The 22,891-nt window shown below is 68.4% G+C and carries 17 protein-coding genes; 6 read left to right on the forward strand and 11 right to left on the reverse strand.

Annotation, left to right across the window (positions count from 1 at the left end):
• Positions 1 to 312 precede the first annotated feature (312 nt).
• Both ACWFRF_RS28640 and ilvD read left to right on the forward strand, forming a co-directional pair.
• Positions 313 to 1,092, forward strand: a complete 780-nt coding sequence (locus tag ACWFRF_RS28640; RefSeq protein ID WP_452453165.1) for a PH domain-containing protein — start codon at positions 313 to 315, stop codon at positions 1,090 to 1,092.
• Between the two features lie 290 nt (positions 1,093 to 1,382).
• A complete protein-coding gene (gene ilvD / locus ACWFRF_RS28645; RefSeq protein WP_452453167.1) occupies positions 1,383 to 3,224 on the forward strand; it encodes a dihydroxy-acid dehydratase in 1,842 nt (613 codons plus the stop codon).
• 157 nt (positions 3,225 to 3,381) lie between these two features.
• Here the strand turns inward: ilvD and ACWFRF_RS28650 are convergent, their stop codons facing one another.
• Positions 3,382 to 5,001, reverse strand: a complete 1,620-nt coding sequence (locus ACWFRF_RS28650; RefSeq protein WP_452453168.1) for a DHA2 family efflux MFS transporter permease subunit — start codon at positions 4,999 to 5,001, stop codon at positions 3,382 to 3,384.
• 86 nt (positions 5,002 to 5,087) lie between these two features.
• On the opposite strand from ACWFRF_RS28650, the gene ACWFRF_RS28655 reads away from it, so the two are divergent.
• Positions 5,088 to 5,582 carry a MarR family winged helix-turn-helix transcriptional regulator gene (locus ACWFRF_RS28655; protein WP_378997061.1) on the forward strand — a complete coding sequence of 165 codons (495 nt, stop codon included), beginning with the start codon at positions 5,088 to 5,090 and terminating at the stop codon, positions 5,580 to 5,582.
• Positions 5,583 to 5,692: 110 nt separating this feature from the next.
• Here ACWFRF_RS28655 and ACWFRF_RS28660 read toward each other — a convergent pair whose 3' ends face one another.
• Positions 5,693 to 6,541, reverse strand: coding sequence for a DoxX family protein (locus ACWFRF_RS28660; RefSeq protein WP_378997063.1), 849 nt, complete (start codon positions 6,539 to 6,541; stop codon positions 5,693 to 5,695).
• Between the two features lie 149 nt (positions 6,542 to 6,690).
• Between ACWFRF_RS28660 and ACWFRF_RS28665 the strand changes: the two genes are divergently transcribed.
• Positions 6,691 to 7,812, forward strand: coding sequence for a PQQ-dependent sugar dehydrogenase (locus ACWFRF_RS28665; RefSeq protein WP_387442016.1), 1,122 nt, complete (start codon positions 6,691 to 6,693; stop codon positions 7,810 to 7,812).
• 55 nt (positions 7,813 to 7,867) lie between these two features.
• On the opposite strand, the gene gatB is transcribed toward ACWFRF_RS28665, so the two are convergent.
• The 8 genes from gatB to ACWFRF_RS28705 all read right to left on the reverse strand — a co-directional run bounded on the left by gatB (position 7,868) and on the right by ACWFRF_RS28705 (position 16,643).
• Positions 7,868 to 9,373 (reverse strand): Asp-tRNA(Asn)/Glu-tRNA(Gln) amidotransferase subunit GatB, encoded by a 1,506-nt coding sequence (gene gatB / locus ACWFRF_RS28670; protein WP_452453171.1) that lies wholly within the window; start codon positions 9,371 to 9,373, stop codon positions 7,868 to 7,870.
• 45 nt (positions 9,374 to 9,418) lie between these two features.
• Positions 9,419 to 10,798: an alpha/beta hydrolase family protein gene (locus tag ACWFRF_RS28675; RefSeq protein WP_452453172.1), complete on the reverse strand. Its 1,380-nt coding sequence runs from the start codon at positions 10,796 to 10,798 to the stop codon at positions 9,419 to 9,421.
• A 52-nt stretch (positions 10,799 to 10,850) separates the two neighbouring features.
• On the reverse strand, positions 10,851 to 11,885 hold the full coding sequence (locus ACWFRF_RS28680; protein WP_378633402.1) for an ATP-dependent 6-phosphofructokinase: 1,035 nt from the start codon (positions 11,883 to 11,885) through the stop codon (positions 10,851 to 10,853).
• Positions 11,886 to 11,913: 28 nt separating this feature from the next.
• Positions 11,914 to 12,798 (reverse strand): hypothetical protein, encoded by an 885-nt coding sequence (locus ACWFRF_RS28685; protein WP_452453174.1) that lies wholly within the window; start codon positions 12,796 to 12,798, stop codon positions 11,914 to 11,916.
• Positions 12,799 to 12,907: 109 nt separating this feature from the next.
• The gene (gene fdhD / locus ACWFRF_RS28690; protein ID WP_452453176.1) at positions 12,908 to 13,717 is read right to left on the reverse strand and encodes a formate dehydrogenase accessory sulfurtransferase FdhD; all 810 of its coding nucleotides are present in this window, start codon (positions 13,715 to 13,717) and stop codon (positions 12,908 to 12,910) included.
• A gap of 77 nt (positions 13,718 to 13,794) precedes the next feature.
• Entirely contained in the window at positions 13,795 to 14,430 is a 636-nt protein-coding gene (locus ACWFRF_RS28695) for a DUF1345 domain-containing protein (RefSeq protein WP_452453178.1), read from the reverse strand.
• A gap of 47 nt (positions 14,431 to 14,477) precedes the next feature.
• Positions 14,478 to 15,389, reverse strand: a complete 912-nt coding sequence (locus tag ACWFRF_RS28700) for a LysR family transcriptional regulator (RefSeq protein WP_452453180.1) — start codon at positions 15,387 to 15,389, stop codon at positions 14,478 to 14,480.
• Between the two features lie 12 nt (positions 15,390 to 15,401).
• On the reverse strand, positions 15,402 to 16,643 hold the full coding sequence (locus tag ACWFRF_RS28705; RefSeq protein WP_452453182.1) for an FUSC family protein: 1,242 nt from the start codon (positions 16,641 to 16,643) through the stop codon (positions 15,402 to 15,404).
• Positions 16,644 to 16,939: 296 nt separating this feature from the next.
• On the opposite strand from ACWFRF_RS28705, the gene ACWFRF_RS28710 reads away from it, so the two are divergent.
• Positions 16,940 to 19,261, forward strand: coding sequence for an FdhF/YdeP family oxidoreductase (locus tag ACWFRF_RS28710; RefSeq protein WP_452453184.1), 2,322 nt, complete (start codon positions 16,940 to 16,942; stop codon positions 19,259 to 19,261).
• Between the two features lie 91 nt (positions 19,262 to 19,352).
• Complete coding sequence (locus tag ACWFRF_RS28715; protein WP_452453186.1) at positions 19,353 to 19,853, forward strand: NADPH-dependent FMN reductase; 501 nt, start codon at positions 19,353 to 19,355, stop codon at positions 19,851 to 19,853.
• 53 nt (positions 19,854 to 19,906) lie between these two features.
• Here the strand turns inward: ACWFRF_RS28715 and ACWFRF_RS28720 are convergent, their stop codons facing one another.
• On the reverse strand, positions 19,907 to 22,840 hold the full coding sequence (locus ACWFRF_RS28720; RefSeq protein WP_452453188.1) for a protein kinase domain-containing protein: 2,934 nt from the start codon (positions 22,838 to 22,840) through the stop codon (positions 19,907 to 19,909).
• Between the last annotated feature and the right edge of the window lie 51 nt (positions 22,841 to 22,891).

Consider the following 22,891-nt stretch of genomic DNA (forward strand, 5'->3'; position numbering starts at 1 on the left):
TCTTCGTTCCTCACTGTCTCGTTCTGACTCGGACTGACCCGACAGGGCCGCTGGCATTCGCCCGAACACAAAAAAGCCCCCGCCCAGCGCATGGCTGTTCGAGGGTGGCGCGTCGCAAACGCGAGCTGACGTATTGACTAGGTGTCAGGCTCAGCGCTGGACGCGCCGGCCGATTACGAGCTCGTTTCGAATCACGCATACGACGTTAGGCGCGCGTAGTGCGTCGAGTCAAACAGGCTTTCCGCTCCGGTCCCATTCTGTGGGACTCGAGTGGTTGCGTGGGTCCGTGTACCAAGATGCGAGGATAGGAGGGTGTCATCACCGCATCAGTCCGTGCCACCGGCTAAATCGTCCCACACCACCGACGAGGGAACCGATACGGGTCGCCCGTCGCGACCCGGCGGCCTGCGCTCGGCCAGTCCGGGGCGGCTCGCGGCGATCGGCGCGGTGGTGCTGGCCTACCTGGCCTTCGTCGTCGTCGGCACGGTGCAGGACTGGTCGCTGGGGGTGCGGATCGGGCTGATCGTGCCCGTCGCGGTGGTCGTCTGGCTGCTGATGCCGCGCCGGACGAACACGCCGACGCCGGGTGTGCACGTGATCGGCGTTCCCCGCCTGGCCTATATCGGCGTACTGGTGCTGGCGTTCTGCGTGTTCTTCCCGTTCGTCGGGTGGCCGGCCGTCCTGTGGCCGCTGCTGCTGGCCCCGGTGATCGCGGTGTGGTGGGTGGTGCGCACGCACACGACCGTGTCCGAGTCCGGGCTGGATCTGAGCTCGATGACCAGCACGAAGCACCTCGACTGGGCGCGGATCAAGGGGATCAGCATTCCCAAGCGCGGCTCTGTGCGCGCCCGGCTCGACGACGAATCCGAGGTGAAGCTGCCTGCCGTCGGTTACGACCGGTTGCGTGAGCTGATCGAAGCGTCCGGCGGGCGCCTGCCCGATGTGTTCGCCGCCGCCGAAGCGGCCGAAGCCGAGCGTCTCGCCGCCGAGCGGGCCGCGGCGAAGGCGGAAGCCGACGCGAAGGCCGAGCCCGAAGCTGCAGCGTCGGAGGCGAAGGCCGAACCGGATGCGGAGCCGCAGACCGAGCAGTGACCGTGGGCACTGTGGGAATGAGCACGTCGGCGCGATCCTTGTACCGGTAAGCTGACGGCGACCGGGCACCCCGCGCCGACGGCACCACCGCGGCGACACCTCACGGAGCGACACTCCCGCCTCGAGCCCCGGTTCCCGCTCCCCCGCACGCCACCACCGGCGCGATGCGACCATCGCTCGCCGGAGTAACGTGAAGGGCTGCCGGACGCACCGCGATCGCGCACGTGCCACGCAGGTCAGCCCCCTGTGCGCACGCTCGCCACGCACCCAGCGACATCACGAGGACTTCCATGCCACCGCTTCGCTCACGCACCACCACCATCGGCCGCAATGCTGCGGGCGCGCGCTCACTCTGGCGCGCGACCGGCATGACCGATTCCGATTTCGGTAAGCCGATCATCGCGATCGCGAACTCCTACACCCAGTTCGTGCCCGGTCACGTGCACCTCAAGAACATGGGCGAGATCGTCGCCGAGGCGGTGGCCGCCGCCGGTGGCATCGCGCGCGAGTTCCACACCATCGCCGTCGACGACGGCATCGCCATGGGTCACGGCGGCATGCTCTACTCGCTGCCCTCGCGCGAGATCATCGCCGACTCCGTGGAGTACATGGCCAACGCCCACACCGCCGACGCGCTGGTGTGTATCTCCAACTGCGACAAGATCACTCCCGGCATGCTCAACGCCGCGATGCGTCTCAACATCCCCGCCGTGTTCGTCTCCGGCGGGCCGATGGAGGCCGGTAAGGCGGTGATCGTCGACGGTGTCGCGCAGGCGCCGCTCGACCTGGTCAGCGCGATCTCCGCGAGTGCGAACCAGGCCGTGTCCGACGAAGGACTGGACGAAGTCGAGCGGTCCGCGTGCCCGACCTGCGGTTCGTGTTCGGGCATGTTCACCGCGAACTCGATGAACTGCCTGACCGAGGCGCTCGGCCTCGCGCTGCCGGGCAACGGTTCCACCCTCGCCACCCACTCCGCGCGCCGTGCGCTGTTCGAGCGGGCGGGCACGGTGATCGTCGATATCGCCAAGCGCTGGTACCAGGACGACGACGCCTCGGTGCTTCCCCGAAACGTGGCCAACGCCAAGGCTTTCCGCAACGCGATGGCCCTCGACGTCGCCATGGGCGGCTCGACCAACACCGTGCTGCACACCCTCGCCGCCGCACAGGAGGGCGAGATCGACTTCGACCTGCAGACCATCGACGACATCAGCCGCAAGGTGCCGTGCCTGTCGAAGGTGTCGCCGAACTCGGATTACCACATGGAAGACGTGCACCGTGCCGGTGGCATCCCGGCCATCCTCGGCGAGCTGCGTCGCGGTGGGCTGCTGGACACCGACGTCACCACCGTGCACACCGCCTCCTTCGAGGAATACCTCGACACCTGGGATGTGCGCTCGGGCAAGGCATCCGAAGAGGCCATCGAGCTCTTCCACGCCGCCCCCGGTGGCGTGCGCACAGTGGAACCGTTCTCCACCAGCAACCGCTGGTCCTCGCTCGACACCGACGCCGCCGGTGGCTGCATCCGCGACGTCGAGAACGCCTACACCGTCGAAGGCGGGCTGTGCGTGCTGCGCGGCAATATCGCTCCCGACGGCGCGATCCTCAAGACCGCGGGCATCGACGAAGACCTGTTCACCTTCGAAGGCCCGGCCGTGGTGGTCGAGTCGCAGGAGGACGCGGTGTCGATGATCCTCGGCAAGAAGATCCAGCCCGGTGACGTGGTCGTCATCCGCTACGAAGGCCCCGCCGGCGGTCCGGGCATGCAGGAGATGCTGCACCCGACCTCGTTCCTCAAGGGTCTCGGTCTCGGCAAGGTGTGCGCGCTGATCACCGACGGCCGCTTCTCCGGCGGCACCTCGGGGCTGTCGATCGGTCACATCTCTCCCGAGGCCGCCTCGGGCGGTGCCATCGGCCTGATCGAGAACGGCGACCGCATCCGCATCGATGTGCACACCCGCGCGCTGGAAGTGCTTGTCTCCGACGAGGTCATGGCCGAACGCCGCGCGAAGATGGAAGCCTCGGAGCGCCCGTGGCAGCCCGTCAACCGCGACCGCACGGTCACCACCGCCCTGCGTGCCTACGCGGCGCTGGCCACCTCGGCGGACAAGGGTGCCGTTCGTCAGGTGCTGTAGCCGCCTCCCCGCGTATTCAGGCCAGATTCAGGCTCGCCACCGGTCGTTGATGCGACCGGCGGCGAGCCTGTTATCGGGTAGCCCGATCCCGGCAAGTTACCCATGTTCTTGCGAAATCACGGGTTGCGATTCGCGGGCGGGGCGGACTGTCCTGCTGTCAGACGAGCGCGGGTTGTGTTGTCGACGTCGACGACTCGTCGTCGCGGCCGGTTCGGGAGGGAATCAGGGCCGTGGCCACGAGGCCGAGCAAGACGAAGCCCGCGGCCAGGTAGGCGCCGAGGTTGACGCCGGCGGTCATGGCGGATCGACCGGCGGTGGCTACCTCCTGCGTATCCGGTTGGGCGGCAATGCCTTCGATCGCCGCGCCCGCGCTGCCGGTGATGGCGTGCGCGTATTGCTGGGCTTGCGCCGGGGGCGTACCGACCGCGGTGAGGTCGTCTTCGACATTCGAGCTCAGCGTGGTGAAGAAGATCGTCGTGAGCAGTGCGATGCCGAGGGCGGAACCCAGTTGACGAAAGGCGCTTTGGATACCGGACGCCTGGCCGTTGTCGGCTTCGGGGATGTCGGCGAGGACGACGTTGGTCACCTGCGCCGTGGCGAAACCGACGCCGATGCCGTACACACACAGGACCAGTGCGATCGACCACCATGAGCTGTCGGTGGCGGCGAAGAAGCCCAGCGCGGCCAGGCCGACGACCTCCAGCCCCAGACCGAGGCGGACCATGTTCAGCGGCGAGGCCTTCCCTGCCATCCCGAAGCTGGCACCACTGGCGATGAAGCTGCCGATGGCGATCGGCACCAGGGCCAGACCGGATTGCAGTGCGCTGTAACCGAGGGTGAACTGCAGCCACAGCGGGAGCACGGCGACGATGCCGAACTCACCGAGGCCGATGATCAGCGTCGCGATATTGCCGTTGCGGAACGAGGCCAACGAGAACAGGCTCAGGTCCATCAGCGCCTTGTCGGCATTGCCGCCGCGGCGCAACAGCACCTGCCGGACGACGAACCCGCCCAGCGCGAGCACACTCAGCACGAGCGCGACCAGCACCGGCGACGGCCCGCTCTCCCAGGTGAATCCGGCGATCCCCATCGGATGGACGGTGGTGATCCAGCCGTAGGTGCGGCCCTCGACCAACCCGAAGGCCAGCAGCCCGAGGCCGAGCACCGACAGGATCGAGCCGAGCACATCGAGTCGACCGGCGACCTTCGGCGACGGCGCGATGCACGCCAGCACACCGACCACGATCAGCACAGCCAGAGGCACATTGATGCCGAACGCCCAGCGCCACGACACATGCTCGGCCAGCCAGCCACCGAGTAGCGGACCGAGCGCGGCGGCCGCACCGATCGTGGAACCCCATACCGCGAAGGCCTGACCACGGGCTTTGCCGGTGAAGGTGGCGTTGAGCAGGGCGAGCGAGGTCGGCAGGATCATCGCCGCGCCCGCGCCCTGCAGGAATCGGGCGATGACGAGCAGCCCGCCGTCCGGTGCCAGCCCGGCCAGGATGGAGGTCGCGCCGAACACTACGACACCGGCGACGAACACCCGGCGCGCCCCGACCATGTCCGCTACCCGGCCGACCACCAGCAGCAGCGCCGCGAAGACGATCGCGTAGGACTCCTGAATCCATTGCGCCTCGGTGGAACCCGTGTCCAGGTCTTCGATGATCGACGGGATGATCACGTTCACGATCGTGGTGTCGACCACGATCAGCGCCACGCCGAGGGCAATGGCGATCAAGCCGAGCCATCGACGAAGGGACGACTCTTGACTCATCGCACACTCCTATTTCCATGGTGGAATATTTCCATGGTCAAAGTATATTGAGGGCAATAGGATGTCAAACGATGCGAAAGGAACCTATGAGCCAGTCGGACGCTCGCGCCCAGTACGAACGAATCCACGAAGGAATGCGGGCCTACGGCGCGAGTTACCGGGAACTCGCCCGCCGATTCGCGACCTGGCTCGGGTTGCACTCGACCGATGCCGAGGCCCTGATCGAGATCCTCACCGCCGAGGAACGCGGGACCACACTGTCACCGGCACGGCTCAGCGAACGGATCTCGCTGTCCAACAGCGCCACCACCGCACTGCTGAACCGGCTGGAACAGGCCGGTCATATCGTGCGCAGCCGAGAACACGACGACCGTCGCGTGATCACACTGCGCAGCACACCCAGCATCCACACCCTCGCCAACGATTTCTTCGGCCCACTCGGCACGAAGGTGGAAGAGTCGGTGATGGGGAAATACTCCCCCGAGGAGCTGCGACGATTCGAGTCGTTCCTGGCCGACGTGCACGCCACCATGACCGCCCACCTGACTGAACCCGCACCATCGCGACCACTGATGTCGTGAGGACATCGGCAACTCACCGGGTACCGGCTCACCGAGTTGCCGCGCGACCGCCCGCCGCGTCATCGACGCACCGCGCCCCTGGATCTGACTGAAAGACGCGGAAAGGCGGATCAGAAGGGGCCGATGCCTTTCAGGGGGTTGCCGCCGTGGAGGAACCAGAAGGTGAGGATGGCGGCGGCGACAGCCAGGACGACGACCCCGAAGGAACCGTAGGAGGGGCGGGTGGCCCAGCCTCGGGTGCGGTCGAAGGACCAGCGGCCGGGGCCGGTGAGGATGATCGCCAGGGCGGAACCGGCCAGGACGGAGTCGAGTTCGACGCCGGTGGGGGTGCCCGCGTTGTACTGGAAGCCGGGGACCATGCCCTGCTTCCACATCCACGCGTTCAGGATCGTGGCCAGGACAGCGCCCGCGGCGAGCGGGGTGGCCAGGCCGATCACCAGGAGGATGCCGCCGCCGAGTTCACCGGCGATCACCAGCGCGGTCGACAGTGACGGGTAGTCCCAGCCGCCGCTTTCCATCATGGTCTTGGTGCCGTCGAGGCCGGGTCCGTGGAACCAGCCGGTCAGCTTCTGCAGACCGTGGTAGATGAAGGTGTAGCCGACCACCAGGCGCAGCACGAACAGGCCGAGGTCCAGGGTGCCGCGGCGAGCCTCGCGGTTGCGGCGCTGCAAGCGGACGGTGCCCGCCGAGGCCGCCGACGCGGGCGGGATCGTCGCGTACCCGTAATCTTCGTCGCCGCCGCCACGACCGGTTTGCGCGGTGCTCGCACCGGGAACCTCATCACCGGGGTCGAGACCGAGATCCTCGTCGGTGCGGGGGATGTCCTTCGGATCCGGCTTGCGCATCTGCGTCGTCGGCGAATCGAACGGGCTGGTCACCGGGCGACCCGCCGCCGACGCGCCCTGCCCGGCCGGTGCCGAACCTTCGGCCTTCGGAGTGTCATTCGACTTGTCGGTCACCGACTCACCTTATGACGTGCCGTCCCGGTGTGCCGCCCTTCCTCGCAACGGGCGTGTCAGCCCCGCTCGACTTCCGGTCGCGTCCGGGCAGCCGCATTCGGACGCGACGGGCGTGTCAGGCCCGCACCGCTGCCGGTAACGTCTGACCTATGAGTTCGGGAATCGCGGGCCGCGTGGCAGTCGGGGTGGCACTGAGCGCCGTTTTGCTAGCCGGGTGCGCCCGTTTCGACGAGTCGGCGTCGAGTCCGTTCACCACCGAACCGCAACTGGGTGGGTCCGGCGCGGAACCGAAGAAGCCGCAGGAGGACCCCTCGCAGCCGCCGCGACCGACCGGACCGTGTATCGATCCCGATCCCAATGTCATCGCCACCTGCATGGAATCGGGGGCCGGGCTGATCGCGGTGGGCGAGGGCGCCTTCGTCGCGGAGCGAAAGACGGGGCGGATCCTGCAGGTGAAACCGGTCGACGCGAGCACACCGCAGGAGACGCCGGTGGAGATCGCCAGCGTGCCCGTCGACGGGTCGGCCGACGGCGGCATCTCCGATATCGTGCTCTCCCCCACCTTCGGTGAGGACGGGCTGATGTACGCCTACATCACCACCGGCAGCGACAATCGGGTCGTGCGGCTGTCCAAGGGCGGGGCGGCCAAGCCGATCCTCACCGGGATTCCCAAGGGCGCCGACGGAAATCGCGGCGCACTGGAATGGTCGACGCCGACGCAGCTGATGATCCTCACCGGTGACGCCGGAAACCCCGGCGCCGCGGCCGATCCCGGCTCGCTCGGCGGCAAGCTGCTTCGCCTGGAGTCGCCGTCGGCGGGTACGAACAACCCACAGGTGGTGGCGTCGGGCATCGGTTCGGCCGGCGACATCTGCCGCGACGGCAAGGAAGGCATGTGGGTCACCGACCGCACCGCCGCCGAGGATCGGCTCCAGCACCTGAGCCCCGACGGCACCCTCAGCGTCTCCTGGACCTGGCCCGACCGTCCCGGCGTCGGCGGCTGCACGGCCACCGGTGACGGCGTCGGCATCGCACTCAGCGAGGGCAAGGCGCTGGCCGCCGTCGCCGCGGACCCCACTACGTTCGCCGTCACCACCGCCCCCACCCTGATCGCGCAGGACAAGTACGGCAGGTTCCTCGGCGCCACCGCCAGCGCCGACGGCAGCATCTGGGTCACCACCACCAACAAGACCGACGGCGAGCCAGGCGAATTCGACGACCGCGTCGTCCGCATCCCACCCCCGCAGGGTGGAGCAGGCGGCCCGGACTAGGAAAGGAAGCGGCCGCCCGTACTGCGAAAGCAGTACGGGCGGCCGTTTCTCATCCTCAGCTACAGGCGGCGATGACCAGGTCGCGGACGCGGGCGGCGTCGGCCTGGCCGCGCGTGGCCTTCATGACGTCGCCGACGATCTTGCCCGCGGCAGCAACCTTGCCGGAGCGGATCTTCTCGGCGATGTCGGGGCTGGCGGCGAGGGCCTTCTCGACCTCGGCCTGCAGGGCCGAGTCGTCGCTGACCATGCCGAGACCCTTGGCCTCGACGATGGCGGCGGGCTCGCCCTCACCGGCGAGGACGAAGTCGACGACCTGCTTGGCGACCTTGTTGTTGACGGTCTTGGTTTCCACCAGCGCGATCACCGCGGCGACCTGGGCGGGGGTGATGGGTAGGTCGGCGAGGGCGATGTCGCGTTCCTTGGCCTTCTCCGTCAGGTAGGCGACCCACCAGGAGCGCGCCTCGTTGGCGGGGGCGCCCGCGTCGACGGTGGCGATGATGAGGTCGAGGGCGCCCGCGTTGACGAGGTCGCGCATGACCTCGTCGGACAGGCCCCAGTCGGCCTGGATCCGGGCGCGCACCAGCCACGGGTATTCGGGGATGGTGGCGCGCAGCTCCTCGACCCACTCGGCGGCCGGGGCGACAGGCTCGAGGTCGGGCTCGGGGAAGTAGCGGTAGTCCTCGGCGGTTTCCTTGCGGCGACCAGCGGCGGTGGAGCCGTCGGCTTCCTGGAAGTGGCGGGTCTCCTGGATGATCTCGCCGCCGGCGGTGAGCACCGCGGCCTGACGACGCATCTCGTAGCGCACCGCGACCTCGACGCTCTTGAGCGAGTTCACGTTCTTGGTCTCGGTGCGGGTGCCGAATTCCTTGGCGCCGACCGGCATCAGCGACACGTTGGCGTCGCAGCGCAGCGAACCCTGCTCCATCTTCACGTCGGACACGTTCAGCGAGCGCAGCACCTCGCGCAGCGCGGTGACATAGGCGCGGGCCACCTCGGGCGCGCGCTCACCGGCACCGGTGATGGTCTTGGTGACGATCTCGATCAGCGGCACGCCCGCGCGGTTGAAGTCGAGCAGCGAGTGGCTCGCACCGTGGATGCGTCCGGTCGCGCCGCCGACGTGCAGGGACTTGCCGGTGTCCTCCTCCATGTGCGCGCGCTCGATCTCGACGCGGAAGATGGACCCGTCGTCGAGGGTCACGTCGAGGTAGCCCTCGGTGGCGATCGGTTCGTCGTACTGGCTGATCTGGTAGTTCTTCGGCTGATCGGGGTAGAAGTAGTTCTTGCGCGCGAACCGGCCCCACGGGGTGATCGAACAGTTCAGCGCGAGGCCGATCCGGATGGCCGATTCGATGGCCTTCTCGTTCACCACGGGCAGCGAGCCTGGCAGGCCGAGGCACACCGGGCACACCTGGGTATTGGGTTCGGCGCCGAACTCGGTGGGGCAACCGCAGAACATCTTGGTCGCCGTGGACAACTCGACGTGGACCTCCATGCCGAGCACCGGCTCGTACCGGGAGATGACATCGGCGTAATCCATCAACTCGACCGTGGGTGCACTCATGACGCCCAGTCTAGGTAAGCCCGCTGACGCACTCGGCCGGTGGTCCTAGCGGGGCGGGACGCGCTGGGTTAGCCACCCGGTGACGTAGGTGAGCACCGCCGGGTCGATGGTCGTCTCGATGGTCGCGTACTCGCTCGGCTTGCCGGTGGCGGTGGGCTGCATCAGGTGGTTGAGGCCGGGAAAGGTGTGCACGGTCGCGTCGGGAGCGGCGGCGAGGTTCTCGCGCATCGGGCCTTCGTTCTGGGTGGCGATGACCTGCTGGTCCTTGTCGCCGAAGAACGCCAGCACCGGCACGCGCAGCGCCTGCAGCGTCGGTTTCGGGTCGTGGGTGATGAACGAGGTCATGTACGGGGTGTTGAACCCGTCGACCACCTCCTGGGGCGCGCGTTCGGCCACGGGCAGGGAGTCGTTGTGCCGCTGGGTGAAAGCCCGCGCGCCCTCGATATCGCCCGCGCGCAACAGCCTCGACCATTCACTGACGTAGGCGACCTGCTGGTCGATCTGGTCCTGCGGTGCCCCCGTCGAGGCCATGATCACTTTGTTCTGCTCGATCAGCACGTCGGCGCCGGGTACCGACGGGCCTGCCATCAGGACCGCGAACGCGACATCGCTGCCGGGCAGCGCGGCGACCATCGGGGCGAGGTAGCCGCCTTCGCTGTGCCCGAACAGACCCACTCGGGCGGGATCGATCTCGGGGCGGGTACGCAGGAACGCGAGGCCCGCGGCCGCGTCGGCGGCGAGGTCGGGGTAGGTGGCGTCGTCGAGAGTGCCGCTGGTGCCGCCGACACCACGGTCGTCGGTGCGCAGCACGGCATAGCCTGCGCGAGTGAAGGTGTCGGCGAGCAGTTGGAACGGGCGGTGGCCCATCAGCTCTTCGTTGCGGTCCTGCGGGCCACTGCCCGTGATCAGCAGCATCGCCGGAAACGGGCCACTACCTTCGGGTTCGGTGAGCGTGCCCGCGATGGTGATGTCGCCGTTGCGATAGGTGACGTCCTCGCTGCGGTACGGGTATGGCGGTTTCGGGTCCTGCGGGCGGGGCAGGTTCTCGATCTTGCCGCGCTGCAGCGTGACCGGAGCCTTCTCCCCGGACTGCACCCAGTCACCGGTGAGCCGGTCGCCGTCGAGCTTGCCGCGGAAGCCGGGGTCACCCGGCGCGTCGGGGATGGTGAACTCCACCCGGTCCGGTTCGGTGCGTACATCTTTCAACGGCGCGTCGCGCACGCCCTGTGCCGGGATGTCGATGGTGGCCGATCCGTCCTCGGCGATGCTCACCCCGATCGCGATCGGCTGCCCCGGTACCTCGATGTCACCGTGCCAGCTGCCCCGCACAGTGGGGGCGGCCGCGTCGTCCGAGGACTCCGAACACCCCGCCACCAGCGCGGCGACGACGACAAGAACCGAAACGATCACTCGACCGGTGCGCATGAACCCACGGTACCGACGCGCACCGACAATGTCGGAGGAACCCGCGCCGATATCAGCCGAAGAACGCCGACGCCTCGCTGAGCCGTTCCGGCGGAACGCGTTTGAGCTGCTTGGTCGCCTCCGACAGCGGAACCAGACCGATATTGGTGCCGTGCAGTGCCACCATCTGACCGAAATGCCCCGCGTGCACCGCCTCGGCCGCGTGTACGCCGAACCGAGTCGCGAGAATGCGGTCGTAGGGTGTGGGGCTGCCACCACGCTGGATATGGCCGAGCACCGTGGTGCGCACCTCTTTGCCGATGCGGCGCTCGATCTCCGACCCCAACTGCTGGGCGACGCCGGTGAACCGCTCGTGGCCGAACTCGTCGATCCCGCCCTCGCGCAACGCGAATCCGGATTCCGGCGCGGGATGCGCGCCCTCGGCGACCACACAGATGAAGCTCTTGTCACCGCGCTGGAAGCGGGCCTTGATCATCGCGCACACCTGCGACACGTCGAACGGCTCCTCGGGCACCAGGGTCAAGTGCGCGCCCGCGGCGATCCCGGAGTTCAGCGCGATCCAGCCGGCGTGGCGGCCCATCACCTCGACCAGCATCACCCGCTGATGGGATTCGGCGGTGGTGTGCAGACGGTCGATGGCCTCGGTGGCGATCGACAGCGCGGTGTCGTGACCGAAGGTGACGTCGGTGCAGTCGATGTCGTTGTCGATGGTCTTGGGCACGCCGACCACCGGCACACCCTCGTCGGCGAGCCAGCTCGCGGCGGTGAGGGTGCCTTCGCCGCCGATGGGGATCAGCGCTTCGATGCCGTTGTCGTCAAGGGTCTGCTGGATCCTGGGCAGGCCTGCGCGCAGCACCTCGGGGTTGGTGCGTGCGGTGCCGAGCATCGTGCCGCCCTTGGTGAGCAGGCGGTCGGTGCGATCGTCGTTGTGAATGCGGATCTTTCGATCCTCGAGTAGGCCGCGCCACCCGTCCTCGAAACCGACGATGGCATCGCCGTAGCGTCCGTTCGCGGTGCGGACCACAGCCCGGATCACCGCGTTCAGACCTGGACAATCTCCGCCTCCGGTCAAGACTCCGATGCGCATGGCGTTCATCTTGCCGCACCGGCCTCGATCAGGGGCAGTGACCTCCGGCCAGCTCGCTCAGGTGCCCCGAGATGAGCGTCGCCATCTTGTCGAGCATGGCCATTCCGTCGTTGAAGCTGCCCGAATCCGGTTGTGCGGCGAAGGCGATCGCGATCCGGCCGGTGGGCGAGTCGATCAGACCGAACTGACGGACCAGGTACTTCCCCGCCGGGTCGGGCCCCCACCCGCCCTTGAACTCGGCACTGCCGAACGCGCCCAGACCCCAGTGGTGGCTGGCGATGATCTGCTGCATCAGCCCGACCACGCGCTCGCTCTGCGGGATGCACGGCAGCTGCGAGGCGAAGCGCACCTGGTCGGCCAGTGTCCACTCGGCCTGACCGTAGACCGACGCGTCGGCGCGGGTGCGCGTCGCCGGCACGGTGGTGCGGGTGTCGCTGCCTTCGCGCAGCACGCCCTCCACCGCCTTGGCCGCGTCGGCACCGCTGCCGAGCGAGGCCCACAGGGTGTCGGCGGCGCCGTTGTCCGACGCGGTGATCGCCGCGGAGGCATACGACGAGTAGGAAGTGCTGTTGCGCAGGGCCGCGATGGCCAGCGGCACCTTGATCGTCGACCAGGCCGGACCGGAGGACCAGTTGCCGAAGGTGACCATCTTCTTGCCGCCCACCGGCATGATCGCCAGCCCCGCGCTCCCGCGGAAACCCTGCTGGAGCTCGCTGAAATCGGCAGCCAGGCTGCCGGGTACCGCGATCGAGATCGTGCCGTTGTCGGCGCCGGGATCGGCGACGGGAACCGTGGTGGTCACGCTCGACCGGGCGGCCTTCGGCTCGGTACCGCAACCCGCGGTAGCGAGCACGACCACGCCCAGCAACGCGGACAGCACCACCCGGACGTGATGGCGTCGTTCATTATTCATTATGTGAAGCATTTTCGTTTGTAAACTCCCCCGGGGCGTTCGGTGCTGGCGACCCGTACCGTTACCGTACTGCGACATATGCCGATCGCCCACTTCGAGCACCGAACCCTCAGGTCAGACGGTGTTCGCCCGTATAGATATTCATCGTTTCGGCACGCAGGAAGCCGACGAGTGTGAGGTCGGACTCGGCGGCCAGGTCAACGGCGAGCACGCTCGGCGCCGATACCGCGGCCAAGATCGGGATCCCGGCCATCACCGCCTTCTGCGCCAGTTCGAACGACGCGCGACTGCTCACCACCAGCACCAGATCGTGCGCGGGCACCCGGTTCTCGCGCACGGCCCAGCCGATCACCTTGTCGACGGCGTTGTGCCTGCCGATGTCCTCACGCAGGGCCAGCAGCGTGCCGTCGGTGGTGAACAGACCCGCCGCGTGCAAGCCCCCGGTGGCCTCGAACAACTTCTGCCCGGCGCGTAGCTGTTTCGGCAGGTCGGTCAGGGTGTCGGTGCTGATCGACACCGAATCGTGCGGGATCGCGAAGCGGGTGCGGGTGCGCACTTCGTCGAGCGCGGTCTTACCGCAGAGGCCGCAGGCGCCGGTGGTGAGGAAATTGCGGGTGTGGATCGGTACCGGATTGCGCAGGCGCAGATCGAGGACGTTGTAGGTGTTGCGACCGTCGCTGTCGGTACCCGCGCAGTAGCGCGCGGTGACGATGTCGTCGGCCGAGCCGATGATGTCCTCACCGAACAGGAAGCCGTGGACGAGGTCGATGTCGTTGCCGGGGGTGCGCATGGTGACGGTGAGCGATCGGCCGTCGACCCGGATCTCGAGCGGCTCCTCGACGGCGAGAGTGTCGGGTCGCTGAATCCGCCCGGCCGAGGACAGGCGGGTCGTCTGGCGCCGTGCGGTCACTCTGCTCATCCCATGACTCTGCTCACTGTGCGGGTTCTGATCAAACACGGGTTGCCGATCAGGTGATCGGCGCAATGGATCAACGCTCAACCGGTGGCGAGTCCGGCGACGAGATTGATCGTCGTCGCCAGGATGACCGTCCCGAAAATGTACGACAGCAGGCAGTGCCGAAGGGCGATGGCGCGAATCTTCTCATCGGAGACATTGGTGTCGGAGACCTGGTAGGTCATGCCGAGGTTGTAGCTGAAGTAGAAGAAGTCGCGGTAGTCCGGCTGCGCGGTGATGTTGAAGTCGATCCCGCCGCGTGGCTGCTGGTAGTAGATGTAGGCGTAGCGCGCCGCGTACATCAGGTGCACCGATGCCCACGCCATGAACACTCCGCCCAGCGCGACCGCCGCCGCGATGTTCGACGCGTTGGAATGGCGCAGGACCAGGACCACCACGATGCCGACCAGTCCGCTCAGCGCGGCGGCCACCACCGACAGCTCCTCGATGAACGGCTGGAAGTCTTCCCGCCGCGCGACCCGCTCGGTCTCCCCGGGGCTCATCGGCCACAACACGAACCACCCCGCGATGACGAATACGGTTGCCGCGGAGGCAATTCCGGAGAGTATTCCCAGCGGCGCCTCGTGCCCCACCCCGACGGCCAGCCCGACGATCACGCCGATGACCGCCGAGCCGACAAGGCGCGTGACAGCCGACAGCAGTAACCGGGTGGTCATGGTCGTGCACAGTACCCAACGGGTTGCCCGGTCATAGCTGAATGGGATCAGCCCGCTGTCGGGCGCGGCGCGACGGCGAATTCGGTGGTCCGCGCGGTGCCGATGAGCGCGGTGGTGAGCACCGAGCCGGGTTCGACCGCCGCGGTGACGAGCACGATCTGCGCGGTGACTACCGGGTCGGCGAGTTCGAACACCCGGATGTCGGCGGTGGGTCCCAGCGCCGCGACCCACGGCTGCGGCACGATGCACGCCCACCGCCCGGTGCGGGCGTGTTCGAGCAGTGTCGCCACCGAGTCGCTCTCGAGTTGGGGTGCCGCGGTGAGGCCCAGTGTCGCGAGCGCGTCGTCGATCAGCTGACGACCGCGCATCCCGGGTGGCAGTAGGCACATCGGCAGTTCCAGCGCGTCTGCCCAGGAGATCTCGGTGCGGCCCGCGACGAGCGCGCTGCGCGCGACGAGAACGTGGCGTTCGGCGTAGAGCGGGGTGAGGGTGAGGCCCGAAGTGTCGATACCCTGCGCGTAGACGATGCCCGCGTCGAGCTCGAATCGGCGAATCCGTTCGACGATGTCGGGCGAGCGCAGACTCGTCTCGACCCGCACCCGCATCAGCGGATGTTCGGTACAGAAAGGGTCGGTGAGCAGCGCGACGGTGCTCGACGCCGCGGGCACCACCCCGATCCGCAGTTCACCGGTGAGACCGGTCTGCAATGCGCGGACCTCGTGTTCGAGTGCCTCGCGGTCGGCGATGATCCGCCTGGCCCACAGCACCAGCCGCTCGCCCTCGGGGGTGAGACCCTCGAACGTGCGCGCGCGGCGGACCAGCGGCACGCCGAGTTCGTGTTCGAGTTTGCGGATCGCCTCCGACAGCGCGGGCTGCGACACGTAACAGGCCTTCGCCGCCCGGGCGAAATGCCGTTCCCGGGCGAGCGCGACGAAGTATTCGAGCTGACGGAACAGCATTCGGAGAGCGGGTCAGTCGTCCTGGTCGTCGGCTGCTTTGTTGCGCGCCTTCGCGATCTCGAGCGCCTTCTCGGCGGTGGCCTGGTCCGGGTAGGGGCCCATCCGGTCGCCGTACCAGCAGGCCTTGCCCTGTTCGGCCTTGTGGTGCTTGAGGCAGTAGTACCACTCGTTGTCGTCAGCCATGCCGACAGTATGCAACGTTTCGCATACCGGCGTCTCGAAGGTGGGTAACGCGGGGGTAGCGGGTTCGCGAATGAGCAGGGCGACAGCGATTCCCACCGCGACGCCGATCACCGTGTCGACTCCGCGTTCGGTGAGCAACGTGAGCGGATCGGACGGATCGGCCAGTTCGGTCATCGACATGATCAGCGGCGTGAAGAAGCCCATCGCCACCGCGTAGTGGCGGGCCATGAACAATTCGGTCGGGTAGAGCAGCGCGATGATCGCCAGGCCAAGCATCGCCGGGCTCGGACCCGGGATCAGCAGCGGCGCGGTGACCGCGAGTCCGATGAACGTGCCGACCACCCGGTGCATGCCGCGGGTGATCCGGTCACGGGAGCTGGCGGCGGCCAGCGGCACCGCGGCGCCCGCCATCGCCCAATTGGCATGGCCGACGCCGAGCAGCAGCCCGATCCCGCCGGCGATCGAGATCGCCAGCGCGTAGCGTCCCGCCTGCACGTACGACACCCCTCCGGTGCGATGCGGCGGGATCGGTATCCGCATCGCACACATGCCGGCCCGGCGGACTCGCCGCGTCGACTCGAGATAGCCGACGATCACGCACAGCACCGCGGTGCCCGCGCACAGCACCAGCGCCAGGAGCGGATCGCGCTGCGCCCCGGCCACCATGGCGATGGCGCCGAACGCGAAGATCCCGAAGAACGGCCCCTCCGGCCGCAAGCCGAGGCGGTCGGTGATCGGCGAGGCGACCGCGGCGAACACCGCGACCGCCGACACCAGCACCGCGGGAGAGGCGTGCAGGCGCGCGAGCAGGATGCCGGCGCCGACGGCGCCGACCAGCATCACCGCCGCTTCGCTCTGGTGGATCAAGCGCCGGCGCGGCGATTCCGCGAAGCCGTACATCCCGGTGAAGGAACCGAAGACCGCGTAGATGAGCAGGTCGGTGCGGCCCACCGCGATCAGCACCAGGCCGGGGATCGCGAGACCGACGAAAACGCGGGCGGCGGGCAGATGATCGATCTCGGTGACGAACCGTCGGTAAATCTGGCGCGCCCGTGTTCGCGTGGTGCGCAAAGGTTCCTCCGAAGTCGGTCGCGGGACATGCCCGTAGGGCCGATGATCAAGCCTGCACGATCCGCGCGCACGCCGTCAACCTGCGGTGATCCCGGTCGCACCGGCGAAAACGGCGCTATGGCGGGGGTGATAAGCGCGACCGATCGACCGGTCGGAAATCGGACTTGGACGCCGCCGAGCGACACGACGAAAGTTACCTACGCCCTTCCGTGATCTCGACGGTAGAGAATCCAACCGAGGCACTGGACAGGGCACATCTTTCTCGACCCGCATTCACCGCGAAGGGAAGATCTGACATGGCTGACGGTCCGCACACCATCTGGGATCCCGATCGGGGCCCGAGCGAAGCAGCAGACCGGGCGGCCGTGCCGAAGGCCGAGCCCTACCACCATCCGGCGGCGGGCTGGGGCGCGGCGATCGCGGTCGGAAAGTTCATGGTCGGCAAGGAACACGAGCCGTTCATCGGCACCAAGGCCATCCTGAAGATGAACCATCAGGAACGCGGCTTCGACTGTCCGGGCTGCGCGTGGCCCGACGCCACCGACGGCTTGGTCCTCGACGTGTGCGAGAACGGCATCAAGCACGTGACCTGGGAGATGACGCACAAGCGGTGCACTCCCGAATTCTTTGCCCAGCACACCGTCACCGAGCTGGCCACCTGGAGTTCCTTCGACCTCGAGGACCAGGGCAGGCTCACCGAGCCGATGGTCTACGACCCCGAGACCGACCACTATGTGCCGATCAGCTGGGCCGACGCGTTCGAGATGGTGGGCAAGGCGCTGCGCGAGCTGCCCGACCCGAACGAGGCCGCGTTCTACACCTCGGGCCGACTCGCCAACGAGGCGACGTTCCTCTACCAGTTGATGGTGCGCGAGTACGGCACCAACAATCTGCCCGACTGCTCCAATATGTGCCACGAAGCCAGCGGCCGAGCTCTACAGGCCTCGCTCGGCACCGGCAAGGGCACCTGCGACCTCGAGGACTGGGACAAGGCCGACGCGCTGTTCGTGATGGGCCTCAATGTCGCCTCGAACGCGCCGCGCATGCTGACCTCGCTCGCCGAGGCCTACAAGCGCGGCGCCCAGGTGGTGCACGTCAATCCGCTGATCGAAGCGGGCTCGCGCAACACGATCATCCCGCACGACTTCCTCGCGATGGCCACCTTCCACCCGACCAAGACCGGCACGCTCAACCTGCAGGTGCGCATCGGCGGCGACTTCGCGCTGATCCGCGGCATGGCCAAGGCCGTCCTCGAAGAGTCCGCGACCGACGAGAAGGCTCTCGACCACGAGTTCATCGAGCGCTACACCGTCGGCTTCGACGAGTACGTGCGCGAAGTCGAGGCGACCACCTGGGCCGATATCCAGACCGAGTCGGGCCTGAGCGAGGCCGAGGTCCGCAAGGCCGCCCGCATCTACTGCGACTCCGACCGCAGCATCATCAGCTGGTGTCTCGGCGTCACCCAGCACGAGCACGGCGTGGAGACGATCCGCGAGATCGTCAACCTGCTGCTCCTGCGGGGCAACCTGGGTCGCGAAGGCGCGGGACCGTCGCCGGTGCGCGGGCACAGCAATGTGCAGGGCAACCGTACGTGCGGCATCGACAACAATCCGCCCGCCGCATTCCTCGACCGGCTGGCCAAGGTCTGTGAGATCGACGTGCCGCGCGCCAACGGCTACGACGTCGTCTCCGCCATCGAGGCGCTGCAGAAGGGCAAGCTGAAGTTCTTCATGAGCATGGGCGGCAACCTCGTCCAGGCCGCGCCCGACAGCGAATACACCTTCGAGGCGTTCCAGAAGGCCGACTTCACCGTCATGGTCTCCACCAAGCTCAACCGCAGCCACGTCGTGCACGGCAAACGCGCGCTGATTCTGCCCTGCCTCGCGCGCACCGAATACGACGAGCAGCGCAGCGGCCCGCAGGTGGTCTCGATGGAGAACGGCATGGCCGTGGTGCACCTGTCCAAGGGTATGAAGAAGCCCGCGTCGCCACATCTGCTGTCGGAGCCCGCGATTCTGGCGGGTATCGCCAAAGCCGCACTGCCCGAGACGAAGACGCCGTGGGAGTACTACGTCGAGGATTACGACCGCATCCGCGACACCATGTCGAAGGTCCTGGACGGTTTCGAGGACTACAACCGGCGGGTGCGACTGGGACTCGGATTCCGGATCCGGCAACCCGCGCGGGAGCTGATCTTCCTCACCCCGTCCAGCAAGGCGGAGTTCTCCGCCGCGACGCTGCCCGACACAACCAACCCGGCCGGGGTGCTCACCCTGGCCACGCAGCGCTCCCATGACCAGTGGAACACCACCATCTACACCAGCAACGATCGCTATCGCGGGGTGAAGAACCTGCGCACGCTGGTCTTCATGAACTCTCGCGATATGCGCGACCGCGGCCTGAAAGAGTTCGACGAGGTCGACATCACCAGTACCGCCCGTGACGGGTCGACGCGGTCGCTCTCCAAGTACAAGGTCGTCACCTACGATATTCCGCCGGGCTGCGCCGCCGGGTACATGCCGGAAATGAATGTGCTGTGCGCGATCGGCGACTACAGCACCGAGAGCGATCAGCCGATGATGAAGAGCGTGAAAGTGACTGTCACACCGTCGAGTTGAACTCTGTCGAGGAGATGACAATGAACCAGCACCCGCGAAAGACACTGGCGTCGATCGGCGATTTCGAGCACGCGAAGTAGGGGGACAACCGATGTCATATCTGCTCGCACTCATCGCCGAACCCGGCGAGACGTCCACGACGCAGCAGTTGGCCACCGAGGCCCAGCAGGTCGCGATCCGCAACAACATCGACGTGGTGAGCCTGGCCGAGCTCGACACCCTGCCCGCCTACAGTGCCGCGATCGACACCGAGGACGGGCGGCCACTGATCGCCAACCAGCTGCGCCGCTCCACGCTGGAAGCCGACGGTGTGCTGATGTTCGCGGCCGAGGGCGAGACCGTGGCGCCGCTGGCGGCGAGTGTGATCGCGTGGCTGGCCAATCCCGACTCGGCGCCGGCCGTCGGGGGCAAGCCGGTCGCGGTGATCACGGTGGGGCCCGGTGAGGTGATCAATCAGGACTTGGCCGATCGATTGCGCAAGGCGGGCGCCGAGGTGGTGGCCGACGGTGTGTCGATCACCGGGTCGTGGAGCGACCCGGACACCGTGGCCCGGCTCGGCGACACAGTGATCGCGGTTGCTTCGGCTAGCTGAGGTTCCTCCGCGACCGCGGCCCCCGAGATATCGGGGGCCGCGGTCGTTTCGGGTCAGTAGACGTAGACCACGGCGTTCTCACCGCCGGTGCAGGTGACGAGTTTGCCCTCGGGTGCGCACGTCATCGTGTAGGTGCGGCCGGTCACCGGGCTGGTCGCCACCACTGAGCGGGCTCCCGTACCGCCGCCGGCGTAGGCCTCCCGGACCGCTTCGGCGAAACCGCAGCTGGTGACCGCGCTGCCGACGGCGACCTTGCTGTAAGAGCCTGTGGCGGTGCCGGTTTCACAGGGCTGCGCACCCGCGGGCAGGGTGGCCGGTCCCGCCGAGGTGGTGGGAGCGGCCGTGGTCGCGCGCGGGGTCGTGCCCGCGGGTTGGCCGGAACCGCCCGGCGCCTGCGAAATCGGTGCGGCCGTGGAGGTCTCGGCGGGGTCGGCGGCCGACATCATGCGCCAACCGATCGCGCCACCGACCGCGAGTACCAGGACGGCGAAGACACCGGCCAGCACCGGCAGCAGAACCGATCGCCTACGCTCCGAATCCTGGTGCGCCCAGGCCGGATCGGGACCGTACGCGGGGTCGGGTCCATAGGCCGGGTCAGGCCCGTAGCCGGGGTCGTATGCCGGATCGCGATAGGCGTGATCGCCGTAGGCACTGGGCGGTTCGTCGTAGTCGGAGTACGCGTTCTCCTGACCCACGTACTGCCGGGTCGCGGCCGCCCTGGCCGGATCCTCGAACTCCGGCGGGGCCTGATGGGCAGCGAAAGGCGCGGCACCGCCACGGTATTGATGTGTCGGCTGCGAGCGCTGCGGATCGAGTTCGTCGGCCCCGTAATGCTGGGTCGGCGCCGACCGTTGCATGTCGGCGGGGTCGTACTGCTCGGTCGCCGGTGCGTACTGCGCGGGCGGGCCACCGTACCGGTCGTCGGCGTCCTCGTCGAAACGCTCGGGGGGACCACCGAATCGGTCTCGCGGATCGTCGAGATCGCCGCCGAACTTCTGCGTCGGCGGCGCGAAGGCGGCGGGGTTGTACTGCTCGGTCGGCGGGCCGAACGCATCGCCTCGGGCATGGCCGGGAGCGCCGTCGAATCCGTCGTCCGGCGGGCCACCGAAAGGTCCTGCGGGACTGGCGAACCGGTCCTCGGGAGCGTTCTGTTCCGCACCGAACCGCTGGGTGGGAGCCGCGAAGGGGGCAGGCGAGTTCGGGCGGGGGGCGTCGAATTCCGGTGTGGGGGCGGGGAACCGGGGGTTGGGGTTCGATGCCGGCGGGAGGTACTGCTCCGTGGGCGGGGTGTAGGCCGCCGGGAGGGGATGTTCGCCGGAGTAGCGCTGGGTAGGGGCGCCTCGGTGGGGATCCTGCTGCGGCGGGAGACGGTGCGGTCCGGTGGGCGCCGGGTAAGGGGTGGCCGACGCGGGACGCGGTGGCTGCAGGAGGGGAGCAGACGTTTCGCCCGGCTGCGCACCGTCGTAGAGGTGCGCGTCCGGGAAGGGACGCATCCGCGGGAGGCCCTGGTCGGGGGTGTAAGCCGGGGGCGGCTCGGGGGCCTCCGGCTCATCGGCCGACGGCAGGGGCGCGAAGTAGGTGTCGGCGGGCCGGATTTCGGCGGGGCCGGTCGGCTGGATCACCGCGGGTATCGAGATCTCGCCGGTGCCCTCGGCGGGAACACGGCGGAAACCGGTGGTGTCCGATGCCCCGGGGCGCGCCTCGGGCGGGCGGATGATCAAGGTGGGCTGGGCGCCGGTCGCGGTCGACTGGCTGCGCGAGGTCTCCACACCGCCGGTCGCGGTCACCGCGCCGATCACGCGGAACTCCCCGGTCGGCGTCGGAACCTGCTCGACGTCGGCGGGCTCCTCCGAGTCGGAGGCGCCCTTGCGGGCTCCACTCGCGGCACCGATGGGCACCGCACGCGCTGGACCGGTCGCGGACCCCGCGTGGCCACCACGCTCGGCACCGGCCGGTCCGCCAGGAGCACCGGTCGGCGCCCCGGCGGCACCGCGTCCCACACCGGCGGCGAATCCGGCGGCGGCGGCGAAACCGCGCCCGGGAGCCGAGCCCGGGCCGCCTTGCGGGGCAGCCGCCGGCGCGCCTGCGGAACTGCGGAGCGTGGGACCGGACGAAGAACCTGGAGTCACATCGTGGCCACCGGGGACGCGGCGGGCCCCGTCGTACGACGCGAAAGCGCCCGATGGCGCGGGCGCACCGGCTTCCCGCACGGCCGAAGCCAGCGCTCGCCGAGCGGCGACAGCCAACGCACCGGCCGACGCGTAGCGATCGGCCGGATCCTTGGCCATGCCGGTCCCGATGACGTCGTCGAGTGCGCCGGGTATCCCGTGCAACAGCTCGCTCGGCCGCGGCGGGGCCTCGGACAGGTGCGCGCGGACCAGCACGCTCATGCTCGCCGCGGGGAAGGGCGAAGCACCGGTGAGGCATTCGTGCAGGACGCAGGCCAGTGAGTAGACGTCGGCGCGGTGGGAGATCGGGCCGACATCGAAGCGCTCCGGCGCCATGTAGATGTAGGAGCCGACCGCCATCCCGGCCTGGGTCACCGCGCTGTCGCCCTCGGTGTGCGCGATGCCGAAGTCGGCGAGGTAGGCGAAATCGGCGGGCGTGACCAGGATGTTGGCGGGCTTCACATCGCGATGCACCAGCCCGCCCGCGTGTGCGGCGTCGAGCGCGGCGGCGATCTGCTCGACGACGGCGACCGCGCGTTCCGGGCTCATCGGCCCGCCTCCGCGCAACACGGTCCGTAGATCGGAGCCGGGAACCAGGCGCATATCGATGAAGAGGACCCCGTCGATCACGCCCCAGTCATGGATCGGGATCACGTGCGGTTCGGCCAGCTTGGCCGCGGCCTGGGATTCGCGCCGGAATCGGACCTGATAGGCCGGGTCTTGCGCGAGCTCCTCGGCCAGCAACTTCAGAGCGACCACTCGGTCCTTGCCGGTGTCGTAGGCCTCGTAGACCTCGCCCATCCCGCCTTTGCCCAGCATCGACCGCAACTCGTACGGGCCGAATCTGCTCCCCGTCCGTGACCCAGGTGC

This window comes from Nocardia sp. NPDC055165 (assembly GCF_053606985.1).